At 69.4% G+C, this 16,206-nt stretch carries 16 protein-coding genes; 7 read left to right on the forward strand and 9 right to left on the reverse strand.

The annotated features are described in order from the left end of the window. Window positions 1-9: 9 nt before the first annotated feature. Together ACZ6O0_RS41445 and ACZ6O0_RS41450 are read right to left on the reverse strand one after the other, a co-directional pair. Window positions 10-1,206 carry an MFS transporter gene (locus ACZ6O0_RS41445; protein WP_465770574.1) on the reverse strand — a complete coding sequence of 399 codons (1,197 nt, stop codon included), beginning with the start codon at window positions 1,204-1,206 and terminating at the stop codon, window positions 10-12. Then, entirely contained in the window at window positions 1,196-2,152 is a 957-nt protein-coding gene (locus ACZ6O0_RS41450) for a hypothetical protein (RefSeq protein WP_465770575.1), read from the reverse strand. Before ACZ6O0_RS41450 ends, ACZ6O0_RS41445 begins: the two co-directional genes overlap by 11 nt. Before the next feature lie 121 nt (window positions 2,153-2,273). Between ACZ6O0_RS41450 and ACZ6O0_RS41455 the strand changes: the two genes are divergently transcribed. The 4 genes from ACZ6O0_RS41455 to ACZ6O0_RS41470 all read left to right on the forward strand — a co-directional run bounded on the left by ACZ6O0_RS41455 (window position 2,274) and on the right by ACZ6O0_RS41470 (window position 6,013). Next, window positions 2,274-3,425, forward strand: coding sequence for an alpha-hydroxy-acid oxidizing protein (locus ACZ6O0_RS41455; RefSeq protein WP_465770576.1), 1,152 nt, complete (start codon window positions 2,274-2,276; stop codon window positions 3,423-3,425). Then, the gene (locus ACZ6O0_RS41460) at window positions 3,422-4,066 is read left to right on the forward strand and encodes an HAD family hydrolase (RefSeq protein WP_465770577.1); all 645 of its coding nucleotides are present in this window, start codon (window positions 3,422-3,424) and stop codon (window positions 4,064-4,066) included. Before ACZ6O0_RS41455 ends, ACZ6O0_RS41460 begins: the two co-directional genes overlap by 4 nt. Window positions 4,067-4,137: 71 nt before the next feature. Continuing rightward, entirely contained in the window at window positions 4,138-5,271 is a 1,134-nt protein-coding gene (locus tag ACZ6O0_RS41465; protein ID WP_465770578.1) for a serine hydrolase domain-containing protein, read from the forward strand. Continuing rightward, a complete protein-coding gene (locus ACZ6O0_RS41470; protein ID WP_465770579.1) occupies window positions 5,252-6,013 on the forward strand; it encodes an alpha/beta fold hydrolase in 762 nt (253 codons plus the stop codon). Before ACZ6O0_RS41465 ends, ACZ6O0_RS41470 begins: the two co-directional genes overlap by 20 nt. On the opposite strand, the gene ACZ6O0_RS41475 is transcribed toward ACZ6O0_RS41470, so the two are convergent. Together ACZ6O0_RS41475 and ACZ6O0_RS41480 are read right to left on the reverse strand one after the other, a co-directional pair. Beyond that, complete coding sequence (locus ACZ6O0_RS41475) at window positions 6,006-7,085, reverse strand: 2-oxoacid:ferredoxin oxidoreductase subunit beta (protein WP_465770580.1); 1,080 nt, start codon at window positions 7,083-7,085, stop codon at window positions 6,006-6,008. The two genes, ACZ6O0_RS41470 and ACZ6O0_RS41475, sit on opposite strands and share 8 nt — an antisense overlap. Continuing rightward, complete coding sequence (locus tag ACZ6O0_RS41480; protein ID WP_465770581.1) at window positions 7,082-9,082, reverse strand: 2-oxoacid:acceptor oxidoreductase subunit alpha; 2,001 nt, start codon at window positions 9,080-9,082, stop codon at window positions 7,082-7,084. Before ACZ6O0_RS41480 ends, ACZ6O0_RS41475 begins: the two co-directional genes overlap by 4 nt. 272 nt (window positions 9,083-9,354) lie before the next feature. On the opposite strand from ACZ6O0_RS41480, the gene ACZ6O0_RS41485 reads away from it, so the two are divergent. Continuing rightward, on the forward strand, window positions 9,355-10,173 hold the full coding sequence (locus tag ACZ6O0_RS41485; protein ID WP_465770582.1) for a hypothetical protein: 819 nt from the start codon (window positions 9,355-9,357) through the stop codon (window positions 10,171-10,173). Between the two features lie 38 nt (window positions 10,174-10,211). After that, a complete protein-coding gene (locus ACZ6O0_RS41490) occupies window positions 10,212-10,568 on the forward strand; it encodes an NADH-quinone oxidoreductase subunit A (protein WP_465770583.1) in 357 nt (118 codons plus the stop codon). Here the strand turns inward: ACZ6O0_RS41490 and ACZ6O0_RS41495 are convergent. Continuing rightward, on the reverse strand, window positions 10,565-11,464 hold the full coding sequence (locus tag ACZ6O0_RS41495) for an ornithine cyclodeaminase family protein (protein WP_465770584.1): 900 nt from the start codon (window positions 11,462-11,464) through the stop codon (window positions 10,565-10,567). The two genes, ACZ6O0_RS41490 and ACZ6O0_RS41495, sit on opposite strands and share 4 nt — an antisense overlap. Before the next feature lie 266 nt (window positions 11,465-11,730). Here ACZ6O0_RS41495 and ACZ6O0_RS41500 point away from each other — a divergent pair, with 266 nt between their 5' ends. Beyond that, window positions 11,731-11,937: a hypothetical protein gene (locus tag ACZ6O0_RS41500; RefSeq protein ID WP_465770585.1), complete on the forward strand. Its 207-nt coding sequence runs from the start codon at window positions 11,731-11,733 to the stop codon at window positions 11,935-11,937. Window positions 11,938-12,031: 94 nt separating this feature from the next. Here the strand turns inward: ACZ6O0_RS41500 and ACZ6O0_RS41505 are convergent, their stop codons facing one another. The 4 genes from ACZ6O0_RS41505 to ACZ6O0_RS41520 form a co-directional block, all read right to left on the reverse strand. Next, window positions 12,032-14,947: a helix-turn-helix transcriptional regulator gene (locus ACZ6O0_RS41505; protein ID WP_465770586.1), complete on the reverse strand. Its 2,916-nt coding sequence runs from the start codon at window positions 14,945-14,947 to the stop codon at window positions 12,032-12,034. Between the two features lie 113 nt (window positions 14,948-15,060). Next, window positions 15,061-15,213 carry a hypothetical protein gene (locus ACZ6O0_RS41510; RefSeq protein WP_465770587.1) on the reverse strand — a complete coding sequence of 51 codons (153 nt, stop codon included), beginning with the start codon at window positions 15,211-15,213 and terminating at the stop codon, window positions 15,061-15,063. A 26-nt stretch (window positions 15,214-15,239) separates the two neighbouring features. After that, the gene (locus tag ACZ6O0_RS41515) at window positions 15,240-15,368 is read right to left on the reverse strand and encodes a hypothetical protein (protein ID WP_465770588.1); all 129 of its coding nucleotides are present in this window, start codon (window positions 15,366-15,368) and stop codon (window positions 15,240-15,242) included. Window positions 15,369-15,618: 250 nt separating this feature from the next. After that, a complete protein-coding gene (locus ACZ6O0_RS41520) occupies window positions 15,619-15,837 on the reverse strand; it encodes a hypothetical protein (protein WP_465770589.1) in 219 nt (72 codons plus the stop codon). Between the last annotated feature and the right edge of the window lie 369 nt (window positions 15,838-16,206).

The following is a 16,206-nucleotide window of genomic DNA, read 5'->3' on the forward strand; positions in this document are numbered from 1 at the left end:
ATCAGGAGGTCAGGCAAGCACCTGATTCGACCCTCGTCGTTCCATCGCGCCCGACATCAGCGCGAGGACCAGGCCCGCCACGGCCAGTGCGGCGCCGAGCCGGCTCGGCCATTCGTAGCCGAAGCCGGCGGCCAGGACGACGCCGCCGAGCCAGGCGCCGAGAGCGTTGGCGATGTTCAGGGTGGAGTGGTTGAGCGAGGCCGCCAGGGACTGGCCCTCATGGGCGACGTCCATCAAGCGGGTCTGCAGTGCCGGGACCAGGATGCTGGCCGAGAAGCCCATCGCGAACACCCCGATCAACGCCCCCGGCTTGGACTGCGCCAGCCACCCGAACGTGCCGAGGACGACGGCCACCGCGACGAGACCGCCGTACACGCTCGCCATCAGGGCGCGGTCGGCGAGCCGGCCGCCGACCACGGTGCCGCAGGTCATGCCCACCCCGTAAACGGCCAGCACGATGGTGACCGCCGCCTCGGAGAAACCGGCCAGTTCCGTCATCGTCGGGGTGATGTAGGAGTAGGTGGCGAACATGCCGCCGAAGCCGACCATCCCGACCAGCAGGGCCATCCACACCTGCGGCCGGGACAGCGCGCTCAGTTCGCTGCGGACGTTGACGTCGCTGCCGACCGACTGCGGCGCGACCCAGAACCAGACCGCCACCAGGGTGAGCAGCCCCAGTACGCCGACCGCGAGAAACGGCGCCTGCCACCCGAGCCGCTGGCCCATCAACGTGGTGACCGGTACGCCGACGATGTTGGCGACCGGGAGTCCGACCATCGTCATCGAGACCGCCCAGGCCCGCCGGTTGGCCGGCACCATCGAGGCGCCGACGACCGCGCCGATCCCGAAGAACGCGCCGTGCGGCAGTCCGGTCAGGAACCGGGCCGCCATCAGGAACTCGTAGCTGGAGGCAACGGCCGACAGCACGTTGCCGAGCACGAACACGGCCACCAGCCCGAGCAGCAGCCGCTTGCGCCCGGTCCGCGCACCCAGCGCCGCGATGACGGGGGCGCCGACCACGACGCCCAACGCGTACGCCGAGATGACGTGACCGGCGGTCGGGATCGAGATGTCCACCCCGTCGGCGATCTGCGGCAACAGCCCCATCGTGACGAACTCGGTGGTCCCGATCGCGAAACCACCGGTCGCCAGCGCGAACAAGGCCAGCCCGACGTGTCGCGAACTGATGCGAGTGTCAGGAGTCACCGAACTTTTCACGCCTGATTGTCGCATTCACCAGGAGCACCACCGCGAGGAGGGCGAAGACCGTGTTCCCGACCAGATCGACCGTGTGCGAGGCATCCATCACCGGCGCTTCCGGGAACGCGTGCCAGGCGTAGGTGAGCAGCGCACCACCCGCGACAGCGAGCGAGTGCCGCTGGGTCCAGCCGGTACGCCGGGACCAGCGCACGATCACGACCGCCCCGAGGATCTCGATCGCCGCCATCAGACTCGCCTGCAGCCAGCCGTTCTTCACCAGGTCGTTCACCAGCATGAACGCCGAGGTCAGCACCAGCCCGGTGACCCCGGCCAGCCACGCGTTCGGCGCCGTACCCGCGGTGTGGCGAGGGCTGCGGCCGCCGATCCAGGCGCCGAGGGCAACGAGTACGACGATGGCGACGCCGACGCCGGCGAACTGGGCCGGTGACGCGACGAACGAGTCACTGCTCATCCCGAAGGCGGTCGTCGCGACGATCCCGGCCAGGAAGATGGCGACGTACACGCTGAAGCCGATCTTGCCCAGCCAGGGCTCACGCGACCGGCGCGACATCGACTCCACGATCACGATCGGCACGGTGATGCTCCAGACCGTGTGCAGCGCCAGGACGAACACGGTCCACGGCGCACCCATGCCGAGGAACCCGATGTGGCCGGGGTCCAGCAGTCGCAGGTCGGCGTAGTTCGGGTTGAACAGCGACTGCGTGGTGAGGCCCTCCTCGAGGACGGCGTACGCCAGCGCGAGCACCACGACACTCGGGTATCCCCAGCCGCGCCGCCGGACGACCTCCCGGATCACCACCGCGCCGCCGCCGTACAGCGGTGCCAGGAACAGCAGCGCGAACAGCTTGCTGATCGGGATGTTCCCCAGCAGGAACTCGGCCACCAGCGGCGACAGGAAGAACAGTCCCAGGGCCGGCAGGCTCCGCTTCATCGCTCCCACACCTCTCTCATCGGTCACGCTGACAACTCTCGCGGCCGGCGACCGCGCGGACCGATGCGATCCATCCCGATCCACGGCTGACGGATGTCATGGCGTTGTGGGAGCATCCGGCATGGCCAACTTTGGGGACTACCAGCTGCAGATCTACTTGCAGGGGATGCTGCAGGGCACGCGGCCGGAGATCACGACCGACCTGGCGCGGCTGGAGTCGCAGGCGGCCGGGAAGCTGCCGGTCGAGGCGATGGGCTACATCGTGCCGAGTGCGGGCAGCGGCGCGACGGCGCGGGCCAACCAGGTCGCGTTCGATCGCTGGCGGCTGGTGCCGCGGATGCTCCGCGGCAGCACCGAACGCGACCTGTCCTGCACCATCCTCGGTACGGCGATGCCCGCGCCGGTGCTCGTCGCACCGATCGGTGTGCAGACCCTCGCCCATCCGGACGGCGAACTCGCGACCGCCCGGGCCGCCGACACGCTCGGCCTCACCTATACGCACTCGACCCAGGCGAGCCACGCCATCGAGCAGATCGAAGCGACGAACAAGTGGTACCAGCTCTACTACCCGACCGACCGCGACGTCTGCCTCAGCTTCCTGCAGCGCGCGAAGGCCAGTGGGTACGGCGTCCTCGTCGTCACGCTCGACACCGGGACGATCGGCTGGAGGCCGGCCGATCTCGACCGCGGGTTCCTGCCCTTCCTGAAGGGTGAAGGGCTGGCGAACTACTTCAGCGACCCGGCCTTCCAGGCGAAGCTGGCCAAGCCGGTCGCCGAGGACCCGGGCGCGGCGGTGATGCACTGGGCGCAGATGTTCCCGAACGTCGGCCTGGCCTGGGACGACCTGTCCTTCCTGCGCGACAACTGGGACGGCCCGATCGTGCTGAAGGGGATCACCGCGGTCGAGGACGCGAAGCTTGCGGCCGAGTACGGCGTCGACGGCATCGTGGTCTCGAACCACGGCGGTCGCCAGGTGGACGGCGCGGTCGCCTCACTGGATGCGTTGCCGGCGATCGCGGACGCGGTGGGCGAGCAATTGACGGTCCTCTTCGACTCCGGCGTACGCACGGGTGCGGATGCGGCGAAGGCTCTTGCGCTCGGTGCCAAGGCGGTGCTGCTCGGCCGGCCGCTGCTCTACGGTCTCGCGCTGGCCGGGCAGGCGGGGGTCGAGCATGTGCTGCGGTGCTTCCTGGCCGAGCTCGATCTCACGCTGGCGCTGGCCGGGTACGCGAACCATCGCGAGCTCAACCGCGACTCGGTGGTTCGGGCGTGAAGGCGGTCATCTTCGACCTGGACGACACGCTGTTCGATCACATCGGGTCGGCGACGTACGCGATCCGCGCGTGGATCCCCGAGCTCGGTGCTACGCCGTCCGACGAGCTGGTCGCGCAGTGGTTCGTGATCGAGGACCGCGTGTACCCCCAGTGGCTGGCCGGTGCGCTCACTCACCAGGGCCAGCGCCGCGCCCGGCTCCGCGAGTTCCTGCCGCTGATCGGTCACCCGGTCCCGCCGGCCGATGCCGAGCTGGACGAGTTGTTCACCGGCTACCTGCGCCACTACCAGGGCAGCTGGACCGCGTTCCCGGACGCCCGGCCCGCGCTGGAAGTTGCCCGCAGCAACGGTTGGCGGATCGGCGTGCTGACCAACGGGAGTACGAGGCAGCAGAACGCCAAGCTGGCCGCGATCGGGCTGGCCGACCTGGTCGACGTGGTCTGTACGTCGGAGTCCCTCGGCGTCAGCAAGCCGGCGCGGGAGGCGTACCTGCTCACGTGCGAGGCGCTGGACGTGGATCCGGCGGACACGGTGATGATCGGCGACAACCTCGAGCTGGACGTCGTGGCCGCCCGGGCCGCGGGGCTGACCGCGCGGCATCTCGATCGGCCCGCCGGGATCACTCTCCTGCAGTTGCTGTGACCGGAAGCATGGACGTGTAGCATCTGCTCCAGATATGGTCATTCCTGAAATGTTTGTTACAGGGAGGATCCATGGAGCGAGTCGCGGCGCTGGTACGGCGGTACGTCGACGCGGGGCGGTATCCGGGGACGGTGACCGTGGTCGCTCATCGGGACGAGGTGCTGCTGTTCGACGCGTACGGGCGGGCTGACGCCGAGCGGGACCGGGCGATGCGGGCGGACACCATCTTCCGGATCTACTCGATGACGAAGCCGATCGTGAGTCTCGCGCTGATGCAGCTCTACGAGGAGGGCCTGTTCCAGCTGGACGATCCGGTGGCGAAGTACTTGCCGGCACTCGGCCGGCCGAGGTTGTTCAGCGGACGTGCGGCGAGTCGCGAGATGACGGTCCGGGATGTGCTGATGCACACCTCCGGTCTCGCGGCCTCGAACAGTCAGCACGAGGTGAGCCGGCTCTACCGCCAGGCAGGCATCGAAACCCTCAAGCAGCTGTCGGACCTGCCGGCCTTCCTGGCGGACCTTCCGTTGCAGGCGGATCCGGGCACCCGCTGGATCTACGGGATCTCCACCGACCTGGCCGGACTGCTGTGCGAGGTGATCAGCGGGCTTCCGCTGGATCGCTACCTGCAGGAGCGGGTCTTTGATCCGCTCGGCATGGCGGACACCGGATTTTCGGTGCCTGAGGCAAGCATCTCCCGCTTCGCCGCGAACTACGCCTACGACGACGGCCGCTTCACGCTCGCCGACGATCCGCTGACCAGCGCGTATACCCGGGCACCGACGTACCTCTCCGGGGTTGCCGGGCTGGTGTCGACGGCGGGGGACTACCTGCGGTTCGCCCGGATGCTGGCCGGTGGCGGATCGCTCGACGGGGTCCGGATCATCGGGCCGCGGACGTTGCGGTTCATGACCGCCAACCATCTGCCCGGTGGCCAGGACCTCGCCGCGTTCGCCGACTTCGGTGGTGAGACGAAGCGGGCGGGTCAGGGTTTCGGCCTCGGCTTCGGGGTCCTGCTGGATCCGGTGGTCGCGCAGACGATCGGGACACCCGGTGAGTTCTTCTGGGGTGGCGCCGCCTCGACCGCCTTCTTCGTGTCACCCGCCGACGAGTTGATCGTCATCTTCCTGACCCAGCTGCGTCCGTCGGCCAGCTATCCCGTCCGTCGTGAGCTGCGAGCCGCCGTCTATGCCTCACTTACTGACTGACGACGGCTGCCACCTCTGGACTCAGGTCGCCGGCGACGGGCCGCCCGTCGTCCTCGTTCACGGCGGCCCCGGTTGGTGGGACGTCTTCCAGGACATCGCCCTGCCCGGAGTCACCCTCCACCGCTGGGACCAGCGTGGCTGCGGCCGCTCCGACCGTCGCGGCCCCTACACCCTCACCCGCTTCGTCGCCGACCTCGAAACCATCCGCCAGAGCACCGGCCACGACCAGGTCACCCTGCTCGGCCACTCCTGGGGCGCGGCCCTCGCCCTCCAGTACGCCGCTACCTACGCGGACCACCTGACCCGGTTGATCCTGGTGTCGAGCGCCGGGCTCGACGGCCCACCACCGACCTACCGCCCGCGCGTCGCGGAGATCCTCGCGCACACCCCGTCCGACGACCCGTGGATCGCCCGTTTTTCAACAGGTTTCGCCGATCGGGCAACCGCGCTGACGGCCGCGCACCGTCTCAACACACCACGCTTCGAACCCAACCAGGAGTGCGCCGAAGCCTTACGCGCCGACCTCCGCGCCCTCCCCGGCAGGGCGGCTGCTTGCCGGCGGATCGCCGTACCGACGCTTCTGGTTCACGGCGCCGAGGACCTGAGGCCGCCGTACGTCACCGACAGCCTGCTCGAGGCGTTGCCGAACGCAGAACGGGTAGTGCTCGACGGTGTCGCGCACTACCCGTGGGTGGAGGATCCCGACGGCTTTCAGAAAGCAGTCGGGTCCTTCCTCAGTTGACAGTCCAGGTGTCCGCGCCCGTGACGAGGGCCTGGAGGTCGCCGGTGCCCTGGGCTTCCTGGGCGGTGCTGATCTGCTGCCGGACCATGTCGTCGTACGCCGGACGCTCGACCGAGCGGAACACGCCGATCGGCGCGCGGTGCAGGACGCCGGCGTCGGTCAGCCGGGACAGGGCGAACGCGTACGCCGGGTCGTCGGTGTGCGCATCGTGGACGACGAGATCCGCCTCGCCACCGGGCAGGTCCGCCACCTCGCGGACAGCCAGCGACGCGAACCCGTCACGGACGACACCGAGCCGCCCGTCCTTGCCGAACCGGATCGGCTCGCCGTGCACCAGCGGGATGATCGCGTCGTCCCGGGTCTCCGGGTCCTTGAACGCCTCGAACGCGTTGTCGTTGAAGATCGGGCAGTTCTGGTAGATCTCCACGAACGCCGTGCCGCGGTGCTCGGCTGCGGCGCGCAGCACCGAGGTCAGGTGCTTGCGGTCGGAGTCGACCGTCCGGGCCACGAACGTCGCCTCCGCGCCGAGCGCCAGCGAGACCGGGTTGAACGGGTTGTCGACCGAGCCCATCGGCGTCGACTTCGTCACCTTGCCCGGCTCCGAGGTCGGCGAGTACTGGCCCTTGGTCAGGCCGTAGATCCGGTTGTTGAACAGCAGGATCTTCATGTTCACGTTGCGGCGCAGTGTGTGGATCAGGTGGTTGCCGCCGATCGACAGGGCGTCGCCGTCACCGGTGACGACCCACACGCTGAGGTCTGGCCGCGACACCGCCAGCCCGGTCGCGATCGCCGGCGCCCGCCCGTGGATCGAGTGCATGCCGTACGTCGACAGGTAGTACGGGAACCGGGACGAGCAGCCGATCCCGGACACCATCGCGACGTTCTCGCGCTTGATCCCGAGCTCGGGCAGGAAGCCCTGGAAGGCCGCGAGTACGGCGTAGTCCCCGCAGCCCGGGCACCAGCGGACCTCCTGGTCCGACACGTACTCCTTGCGGTTCTGCGGCTCGGTCGCGGCCGGGACGCCCTTCAGACCGCCGGGCAGACTCGGCAGGCCGAGATCGACCGTGCTCATCGTGCTCCCTCCGGGTGGTGTAGCTGGCCGTTGGACCGGCCGTTCGGCTCGGTGCGCAGCGCTTCGCCATGCGTGAGGCTGGCCGCCGCTTCGCCCATGTGCCGGGCGTCGTCGTCGATGCCCTCGGTCTCCTCGACCAGGTTGCCGATCACCTCGGCCAGCTCCGCGGCGCCGAGCGGCATACCCCGGACCTGCGCGTAGGAGACGACATCGACCAGGTACTTCGCCCGCAGCAGCATCGCCAGCTGGCCCAGGTTCATCTCTGGCACCAGGACCTTGTCGTACGACTTCAGCACGTCGCCGAGGTTCGACGGGAACGGGTTCAGGTGCCGCAGATGCGCCTGCGCGATCTTTCCGCCGACCGTGCGGACCCGGCGGACGCCGGCCCCGATCGGGCCGTACGTCGAACCCCACCCGAGCACCAGCACCTTCGCCGTACCGTCCGGGTCGTCGACCTCGATCGGCGGGATGGACCGGGCGATCCCGTCCACCTTCGCCTGCCGGGTCCGGATCATCAGGTCGTGGTTGGCCGGGTCGTAGGAGATGTTGCCGGTCTTGTCCTCCTTCTCCAGGCCACCGATCCGGTGGTCCAGGCCCGCCGTCCCCGGGACGGCCCAGGCGCGGGCCAGGGTCTCCGGGTCGCGCAGGTACGGCAGGTACGCCGGCTCGCCCTTGTCGTTGGTCGCGTTCGGTTCGAGGGTGAAGTCCGGGTCGATCGTCGGCAGGTCCTCGATCACCGGGATCTTCCACGGCTCGGACCCGTTCGCCAGGTAGCCGTCGGACAGCACGATCACCGGCGTGCGGTAGGTGATCGCGATCCGGGCCGCCTCGACCGCGATCGCGAAGCAGTCCGCGGGGGACTGGGCCGCGAGCACCGGCAGCGGGGCCTCACCGTTGCGGCCGAACATCACCTGCAGCAGGTCGGCCTGCTCGGTCTTGGTCGGCATCCCGGTCGAGGGACCAGCGCGCTGGATGTCGCAGACGACCAGCGGCAGCTCGAGCATCACGCCGAGCCCGATCGTCTCCGACTTCAGGCTGATGCCCGGGCCGGACGACGTCGTCACTCCGAGCGCCCCACCGAACGACGCTCCCAGGGCGGCGCCGACACCGGCGATCTCGTCCTCGGCCTGGATCGTGGTGACGTTGAACCGCTTGAGCTTGGAGAGCTCGTGCAGTACGTCGGAGGCCGGGGTGATCGGGTACGCGCCGAGCACCAGCGGCAGGCCGGCTCGCTGGGCGCCCGCCACCAGGCCGTACGCCAGCGCGAGGTTGCCGGAGATGTTGCGGTAGGTGCCGGTGGCCATGTGCGCCGGCTTCACCTCGTACCGGACCGAGAACTCCTCGGCGGTCTCGCCGAAGTTGTAGCCGGCCCGGAAGGCCGCGATGTTCGCGTCCCGGATGGCCGGCTTCGACGCGAACTTGGTCTGCAGGAACGTGATCGTCGACTCGACCGGTCGCTGGAACAGCCAGGACACCAGGCCGAGCGCGTACATGTTCTTCGCCCGGGACGCGTCCTTGCGGGTGAGGCCGAACTCCTTGACCGACTCCACCGTCATGCCGGTCAGGTTCAACGCGATCAGGTGGTACGCGTCGAGCTCGCCGGTTTCCAGCGGGTTCTCGTCGTAGCCGATCCGCTTCAGGTTCCGGGCGGTGAAGTCGGCGGTGTCGACGATCAGGGTGGCGCCGCGCGGAACGTCGCGCAGGTTCGCCTTGAGGGCCGCGGGGTTCATCGCGATCAGCACATCGGGCGCATCACCAGGCGTCAGGATGTCGTGGTCGGCGAAGTGGAGCTGGAACGACGACACTCCCGGCAGGGTTCCGGCTGGTGCCCGGATCTCGGCGGGGAAGTTGGGCAGCGTCGACAGATCATTGCCGAACGATGCCGTTTCCGCTGTGAACCTGTCCCCCGTGAGCTGCATCCCGTCGCCGGAGTCGCCGGCGAACCGGATCACCACGCGGTCGAGCTGCTTGACCTCGATGGTCACTGTTCTTTTCATCTCCAAGTCGAAGCTTGGGTCGGCCTGCCGCGTTGTGGGCGACACGTCGATCCCCCCGTACAGGGCGATAACCCCAATATTAGTTCGCCCTTAGAACAGAACCATGCAGAAGCCCCGGTGGTCCACAGCCTGGGACGCAGTGTTAGGGGACCGAATTCGTCAGGTAATACGAAATCCACCAGTGTGACACTGCGCAGCCGCTCGCTTGCGATCAGCAGTGAGAACCGGCAGGGTGTCGTCATCAAGCTGTGATCCACCGGTTGGAGTTCTCCATGGGCCGTCGCCCTCGCCGTCTCCTCGTCGCGTTGCTGGCCTTCGCGCTGGCCGGATGTGCCGCTCCGGTGGCCCCGGCGGACAGCGCGCTGAGTCTCGGCAGTACGGCGTCGGCGGTGGTGCCGGCGTCCGTGACCGCGCCGGCGCGGACCGTGAAGATCTACAGCATCCGCACGACGGACGCGACCAAGGGCGTGATCACGGTGATCGGCACGCTCTCGCCGGCGCCGAAGACCGGGACCCGGATCCCGCTGCACCAGTGGATCCCGTCGGCCAGGCGGTGGCAGGAGGTCGCGCACGGGTACTCGTCCGGCGGCAGTGTGACGATCACGACCGTGCAGCCGGGATCGGTCCGGACGTATCGGATCGCGATCGGCGCCCAAGCGCCGTACCAGGCGGCCATCTCGCCGATGATCAGCTTCAAGCACTACGTGTGGCGCGGGATCTTCAAGAAAGGGCTGCTGGCCGCGGGCGGTCGGGGACAGCCGCAGTTCAACGTCGTGCCGCCGAAGGAAGGACCGCGGCGGGCCGAGGCCGACCTGCTGGCCGATCGGGGCGGCTACGTGTGGGGCGACGTCGACTCGACCGGCTGCAGCTACGTGCGGAACTGGCTCGGCAACCTGACCGACGGGACCGTCCGGGTCTCGCTGCACAACGGGACCACTGCCATGACCTCGGTGCTGCAGAAGCAGGAGACCGAGACCTGGCTCAACTACAAGATCCTCGGCGTGACCCGGCTGCGGTTGCAGGTCGCCGACGTCCGCTCCGGCTACGGCCCGTACGTCGCGGTCGACTCCATCCTGCTCTGCACGAACTAAGTGCCTCGTTCAGAGCGTTCGGCACTAAGCTTCTGCTCGTGTCGGAGAGCTATGGCGTCGTCCTCGCGGTGGTCGCGCTCGGCCTGGTCGGGCTGCTCGGTGCCTTCGCGCTGAACAAGGCGCTGACCGTCACCTATCCGACCGAGGGCAAGCTCAAGACCTACGAGTCGGGTGTCGACCCGGTCGGCGAGGGCTGGGCGCAGGTCCACATCCGGTACTACCTGTTCGCCTACCTCTACGTGATCTTCGCCGTCGACGCGATCTACCTGTTCCCGTGGGCGACGATCTTCGCCGACCTGGGCTTCGCGACGCTGATCGAGATGTTCGTCTTCCTCGCCTTCGTCGCGGTCGGCCTCTTGTACGCCTACCGCAAGGGCGTCCTGCGCTGGACCTAGGCGCGGGCGAGGGCCGCGGCGATGGCCCAGTCCTGGGCGCCGATGCCGACGGACTTGAAGACGGTGCGGCCGGTCGCGGGCGGGGGTGCGGACAGCGCCGGGCCGAGCTCGACCAGGTCCGCAGTCGCCAGCAGGCCTGACGTGACGGCGTCGACGATCTCGCCGGACTCCTCGAGTGCGGCTTCCCGCTGGTCGACGAGGACCGTGGTGGCGGTGGCGAGGAGGTCGCGGGGGAGCTCGCGCATGGTCGGGCGGAAGGCGCCGATGGCGTTGACGTGGACGTCGGCCGGGAGCGCGTCGGCGGTGAAGAGTGGAGTGGCCGACGAGGTCGCGCAGCAGACGATGTCGGTGTCCGCGATCGCGTCGTCGATCGACGTACTCGGGGTGAATTTCACGTCCGGGAACTCGTCGGCCAGTTGCCGGGCGAGGGCGGCGGCGCGGTCGGCCGAGCGCCCGGTGACGGTGACCGCCGCGATCCGCCGTACGGCGAGAACCGCGCGGACCTGGTCAGGAGCCTGAGCGCCCGTACCGATCAGCGTGAGGCGGGACGCGTCGGCCGGCGCGAGCAGGTCGGTGGCGACCCCGACGACCGCGCCGGTCCGCAACGTGGTGATCGAACTGCCGTCGGCGACGAGTTGCTCACCGGCGCCGGTCCAGATCACGGTCGCCCGGATCGCCGGCACCTGGTCGAGCGCGATACCGATCTTCTTCACCACCGCGGTCCCGGTCGGTGTGTGGTACGCCGACATCACCAGCACCGTCCCGTCGCCGAAGATCTGTCGCGGCGGCAGGACGAAGTTGCCCGCGGCCAGTTCCCGGAACGCGTCCCGGACGGCGTCGATCGCCGTACTCATCGGGACCGCGCGGCGGACGTCTTCGGCAGAGAGAACCTTCACCGGCCCGAGCATATTCGGAGCGTGAACCGATGGCGCGTGCGCGACGTAGTGATCGGTAGTAGGTCCCCGACTGTGGAGATGACAGAGAGTAATGGCCTCCCAGGCCCCGAACTCGTTGCCTGATCACCGCATGTGATTGCGATCGGCAACAAACGCGAGTTTGAACGCACCGGGATAACGGAATGCGTACAGCTGGTCGCCAAGCGGTCAGATCAGGGTTATGGTGATTACGCGGGGAAACGGGGTGAGTACGGGGTGGTGAGGCTATGTCGTGGCAACTGTGGGTACTGATCGTACTCGCGGCGACCGGGCTGGTGCTGCTGGCCGCGGCGCGGATGCGACACGCCCGCCAGGTCTTCGACGACATCGTCCACCTCGACCGGTCCCCGCAGACTTCCTCGAGTGACGAGCTCGCTCGAGCCCGGGCCCGGCGGATGCCGCCCGAGCCCGACCGGCATCGAAAGCACGGATAGCCACCACGGTCGCCCGGTCCCCACCCGGGTTCCGCCCAGTGCCGCTCACGTTCGGTGGCCCGCACAGCGCCGAGCGTGAGCGGCCGTGGGCGGGTTACTGGTCCAGGAGTCCGTCGCGCCGGGCCACCGCCGCGGCTTCGGTGCGGGAGCGAACGCCCAGCTTGGCCAGGATGTTCGAGACGTGCACGCTGACCGTCTTCTCGCTGATGTACAGCTCGCGCGCCAGCTGCCGGTTGGTCCGCCCTTCGGCGAGAAGCGCCAGTACTTCGGTCTCCCGCGACGTCAGCGCACCCGCGCCACCTGTGTCGACGCCACCGACCTCGTCCACCAGCGGCTTGGCGCCGAGCTCACGACCCACCTCGGCGGCCAGTGCGGCCTGCTCGTTCGCCTCGGCGACCCTCCCCGCCGCACGCAGCGCGGCCGACAACCGCACTCGTGACCACGCCTGCTCGAACACATAGCCGTACCCGAAGGCGTCCACGGTCCGCTCCCACGCGGCGACATGCTCTTCAGGCGTCGGCGGGTCGATCCCGGCCAGCCACCGGAGCCGCTCCCACTCCGACTCCAGCCGCGCCAGCCACGCGAGGCCCTCCACGCCCATCAACCGTCCGGGCGGCATCCCCTTCTCCGCTGTCGCATGTCCGACGGCGAGCAACTCGGCACCCCGCGCGACCAGCTCGGCCGCGGCGGCCGGCTCGCCGACCGCTCGATGGCACAACAACTGCAGCCCGAGCGTCGAGAACCGGATCCGGGCCAGGAACCACTCGCTCTGGAAGATGTCGGCACACAGCGCGGACACATCGGCAATCAGCTTCTCCGCCTCGGCGGGCTGATCCAGCTGCCGGTAGGCGTCGACCGCCGGCTGCATCCCGAGGATCGGCAGCATCACGTCGAGGTCCCACCACTTGCGCATCCGCTCCAGCTCCTCGGCGACCGCGGTGTCACCGCGCCCACCCCGGACCGCGAACTGCACCGCCTGCAGCGCGGCACCGGCCGCCGCCGGAGTCATCGCGTCCGTCCGCGCCGTCTCCGTCGCGGCGTCCCACTCGCCGAGGATGAACTGCGTCAGCGCCAGCATCCGCCGCGCGTCGAACCCGTACGCCGCCCACTGCCGGCCGAGCTCACCGGCGCGCTTCGTCGCGAACGCCAGCGCGGACTTGGCGTTGAGCAGATCGCCCTGCTCGTAATGCGTCGACCCGAGCAGGAACCGGCTCCGCACCTCGGCGGCCGGGTCTCCGAGCAGTTGCGCGCGAACCGCGGCCTCCTCCAACTGCTTCGCGGCGGTCTCCGGATCCCCGGCCCGGCGGCGCAGCTGGGCGAGCGTGATGCCGGCGTCGCTGGCCGCGGACTCCTGCCCGGCCTCACGGGCGATCTCGAGCGCCTTGTGGGCCCAGCGCTCGGCCTCCATCGGACGGCCGAGCGCGTCGGACACCCGCGCGTACAGCGAGGCGACCTGGGCCTTGAAGACGGTGGACGGCTCGTCGTGCACCAGCTTGAGCGCCTGCGAGACCGCTTCGTTCGCCTCTTGGTCCTGGTCGATGATCAGCGCGATGTCCGCCAGCGGCAGCAGCAGCTGGGCGCGCTGCAGCTTGGGCGCGTCGGGCGGCAGATCCGCGAGCGCCTTCCGGAGCAGCTTGAGCGCCCGCAGGTGCTGCGAGGACAGCGTGGCCGCCAGCGCGGTGTCGACGATCAGCCAGGTCTTGTCGATGGTGTTGTCCGGCGAGGCGTTCGGGAACAGCTCGAGGGCCATCTCGTAGTGCTTCAGCGCCTCCTGCGGCGCGGCGACCGAGATGGCCTCCTGGCCGGCACGCACGCGCGCTTCGAACGCGGTCGCCAGGTCGTGCGACCGGGTGGCGTGCCCGGCCAGCTCGGCCGCCGTACCAGCGACGGTCTGGTTCTTCAGCGCCTGCACGTACGCCGCGTGCTGGCGGACCCGCTCTCCCGGCAGGAGGTCGTCGTACACGGCCTCGGCCAGCAGGGCGTGACGGAAGTAGTACCGATCGCTGGTCGGTACGTCGATGATGTGGGCGTCGATGAGCTCCCGCAGGGCCTCGTCGAGCTCGCGGTCGGGCAGGTCCGCGACGGCGGTGAGCAGATCGTGCGGGACGCGCCGGCCCGCGACCGCGATCACCCGGGCGAGCTGCCGGGCTCCGTCGGACAGCGGGTCGAGGCGGACCAGCAGCAGATCGGCCAGATCCGGTGGCACGGCGTCGCCGTCGCCCATCGACGCGGCGGCGACCAACTCCTCGGTGAAGAACGCGTTCCCGCCGGCGCGGTCGAGGATGCGCCGGATCTCGACCTCCGGGAGCGGCTCGGTGACGAGCGAATTCAGCAGGACGCGGGACTCGTCGGCGTCCAGGGGGAGCAGGTTGACCCGGCGGACTCGCGGGTTGCGGGACCACTCGGCGATCGGGCGACGCAACGGGTGCCGCCGGTGCAGGTCGTCGCTGCGGTAGGAGACGACCAGCGTCAGGCGCTGCGAGGTCAGCCGGGTGATCAGGAAACCGATCAGGTCCCGGGTCGAGTCGTCGGCCCAGTGGGCGTCCTCGATGATCACCAGCAGCGGCTCGCTGGTGGACAGCGCGGTGAACGCGCCGAGGACGGCGTCGAACAGCGCGGCGCGGTCCAGCTGGCCGTCCTGCGGGGCCGGCTGGGCGCCGATCAGGCGGTGGGTGGGCAGCAGCCGCCCGATCGCCGGGAAGTTGGTCAGCACGCTCTCGACCAGGTCCGGCCGGTCACCGGCCAGCCGGCCGAAGATCTCGGTGAACGGCAGGTACGGCAGGCCGGCGTCGCCGAAGTCGGTGCAGTGCCCGACCAGGACGCCGAAACCGCGCTCGTGGGCACCGGTCGCCACCTCGTCCAGCAGCCGGGTCTTGCCGACGCCGGCGTCACCGGACAGCAGAACGGCGCCGGCCCGACGCGTCTTGGCGTCGTCCACGGCGCTCAGCAGCGCGGCCATCTCGGTCGAGCGGCCGACGAGAGGTGTCGAAGTCCAGGGCACGTCGTCCATCTTCGCCCCTGGCGCCGACACAAATCGACGGCATCCCGTCCGATGTGGCTTCTCTGACATGAAAACGCCGTCCCTGATCGCAGCTGCGGGATCAGGGACGGCGGTCCGGGCGCTCATGCGGCCGTGGTGTAGTGGACGGTCTTCGGAGCGACCTGCGGCTGCTGCCGCTCCGCGCGCCGCCGGCGGTGCCCCGCCCGGAACTCACGCTTGGTCCGCTCCTGCTTGTAGGCGGTCTCCGCCTGGATCAACTGAGGTGTGATGTACATGGTGTGCCTCCCTTCAGGCTTTCCAGTCAGGCTTTCCGGCCGAACAGGTGGACGAGGTTCCGGCGGGTCCGGGGGCTCCGGTGCTGCCGGTAGTCACGGGCGAGGCGCTGCCTGCGGTAGTCGACCTCTGCCTTGACCGAGTCGTTGGTGAACATCTGGGTTCCTCCTGGTGTGTTCTCGGCTCCCTGCCGATGCCCCAAATCTGCTCGTCTGAGGTAGGCCCGCACATCGGAACTCCTCCCTATCCCCGCGCTCCCCGGGGCCTTAGGTGGCCTAGGTATGCCGTACGGCGCCTCTAGGGACCCGCCGAAGCCGCTAGGGAGCCCCGGAAATGACGGCGGCGCGGCCGGCTCCGGAGAGCCGGCCGCGCCGGGAGGGAAGGGGCCTTCGGGGGTGCTCGCGCCCTCACATCGCGGGACGGGCACGGAGCTCGGGCGCACAGGGCTCGGGAGCCTGCCGCTTGGGCTTGCGCTGGAACCAGGCCGGGCGCTGGTAGTCGCGCCGGATCCGTTCCTGGCGGTACTGGATCTCAGCCTGGAGCGAGTCGAGTGAGTGGAACAACATGATCTCCTCCGGGAGTTCGTCGATGAGAAGACAGTGCTCGCCTGAGGACCACCCGCACATCGGCACATCTCCCTATGCCCCAGGCAACTAACCCCTTAGGCCCCGCCCCGCGGGCTAAGTGCAGCCAGCGTGCTACGCAGCCACTCCTCGTCGCAGCTGCTCCGCCCGCTCCCAGCCACCCTCCGGATACCGCCGGACTCCGTCGGCTACCGCCGGCGCTTGTGCGATGCCGCGCGCATCTACCGACCCCGTGGTGGCGCCTGCTCGTGGTTGGTTGACGGCACCTGGTGACCGTGCATCGCAGGGGGCGTTCCCGTTGAGATTCGCCCGTTCAAGGTCAAGTCCCGTGAGGTGGTGTACGACGTTTGGTCCTTCGTCGTTGTCGGGTTAGGCGCTGATCGCGCCTGCGGTTTGGGAGTTCTCCTCGGT

It is taken from the genome of Kribbella sp. NPDC048837, from assembly GCF_055586945.1.

Coding starts and splice junctions, on each gene's coding strand:
- ACZ6O0_RS41450 (WP_465770575.1), bottom strand. CDS start 2,152: ATGAAGCGGAGCCTGCCGGCCCTGGGACTGTTCTTCCTGTCGCCGCTG.
- ACZ6O0_RS41500 (WP_465770585.1), top strand. CDS start 11,731: ATGTCGTGGCAACTGTGGGTACTGATCGTACTCGCGGCGACCGGGCTG.
- ACZ6O0_RS41510 (WP_465770587.1), bottom strand. CDS start 15,213: ATGTACATCACACCTCAGTTGATCCAGGCGGAGACCGCCTACAAGCAG.
- ACZ6O0_RS41515 (WP_465770588.1), bottom strand. CDS start 15,368: ATGTTCACCAACGACTCGGTCAAGGCAGAGGTCGACTACCGCAGGCAG.
- ACZ6O0_RS41475 (WP_465770580.1), bottom strand. CDS start 7,085: ATGAGCACGGTCGATCTCGGCCTGCCGAGTCTGCCCGGCGGTCTGAAG.
- ACZ6O0_RS41520 (WP_465770589.1), bottom strand. CDS start 15,837: ATGTGCGGGTGGTCCTCAGGCGAGCACTGTCTTCTCATCGACGAACTC.
- ACZ6O0_RS41455 (WP_465770576.1), top strand. CDS start 2,274: ATGGCCAACTTTGGGGACTACCAGCTGCAGATCTACTTGCAGGGGATG.
- ACZ6O0_RS41465 (WP_465770578.1), top strand. CDS start 4,138: ATGGAGCGAGTCGCGGCGCTGGTACGGCGGTACGTCGACGCGGGGCGG.
- ACZ6O0_RS41470 (WP_465770579.1), top strand. CDS start 5,252: ATGCCTCACTTACTGACTGACGACGGCTGCCACCTCTGGACTCAGGTC.
- ACZ6O0_RS41480 (WP_465770581.1), bottom strand. CDS start 9,082: ATGAAAAGAACAGTGACCATCGAGGTCAAGCAGCTCGACCGCGTGGTG.
- ACZ6O0_RS41485 (WP_465770582.1), top strand. CDS start 9,355: ATGGGCCGTCGCCCTCGCCGTCTCCTCGTCGCGTTGCTGGCCTTCGCG.
- ACZ6O0_RS41505 (WP_465770586.1), bottom strand. CDS start 14,947: ATGGACGACGTGCCCTGGACTTCGACACCTCTCGTCGGCCGCTCGACC.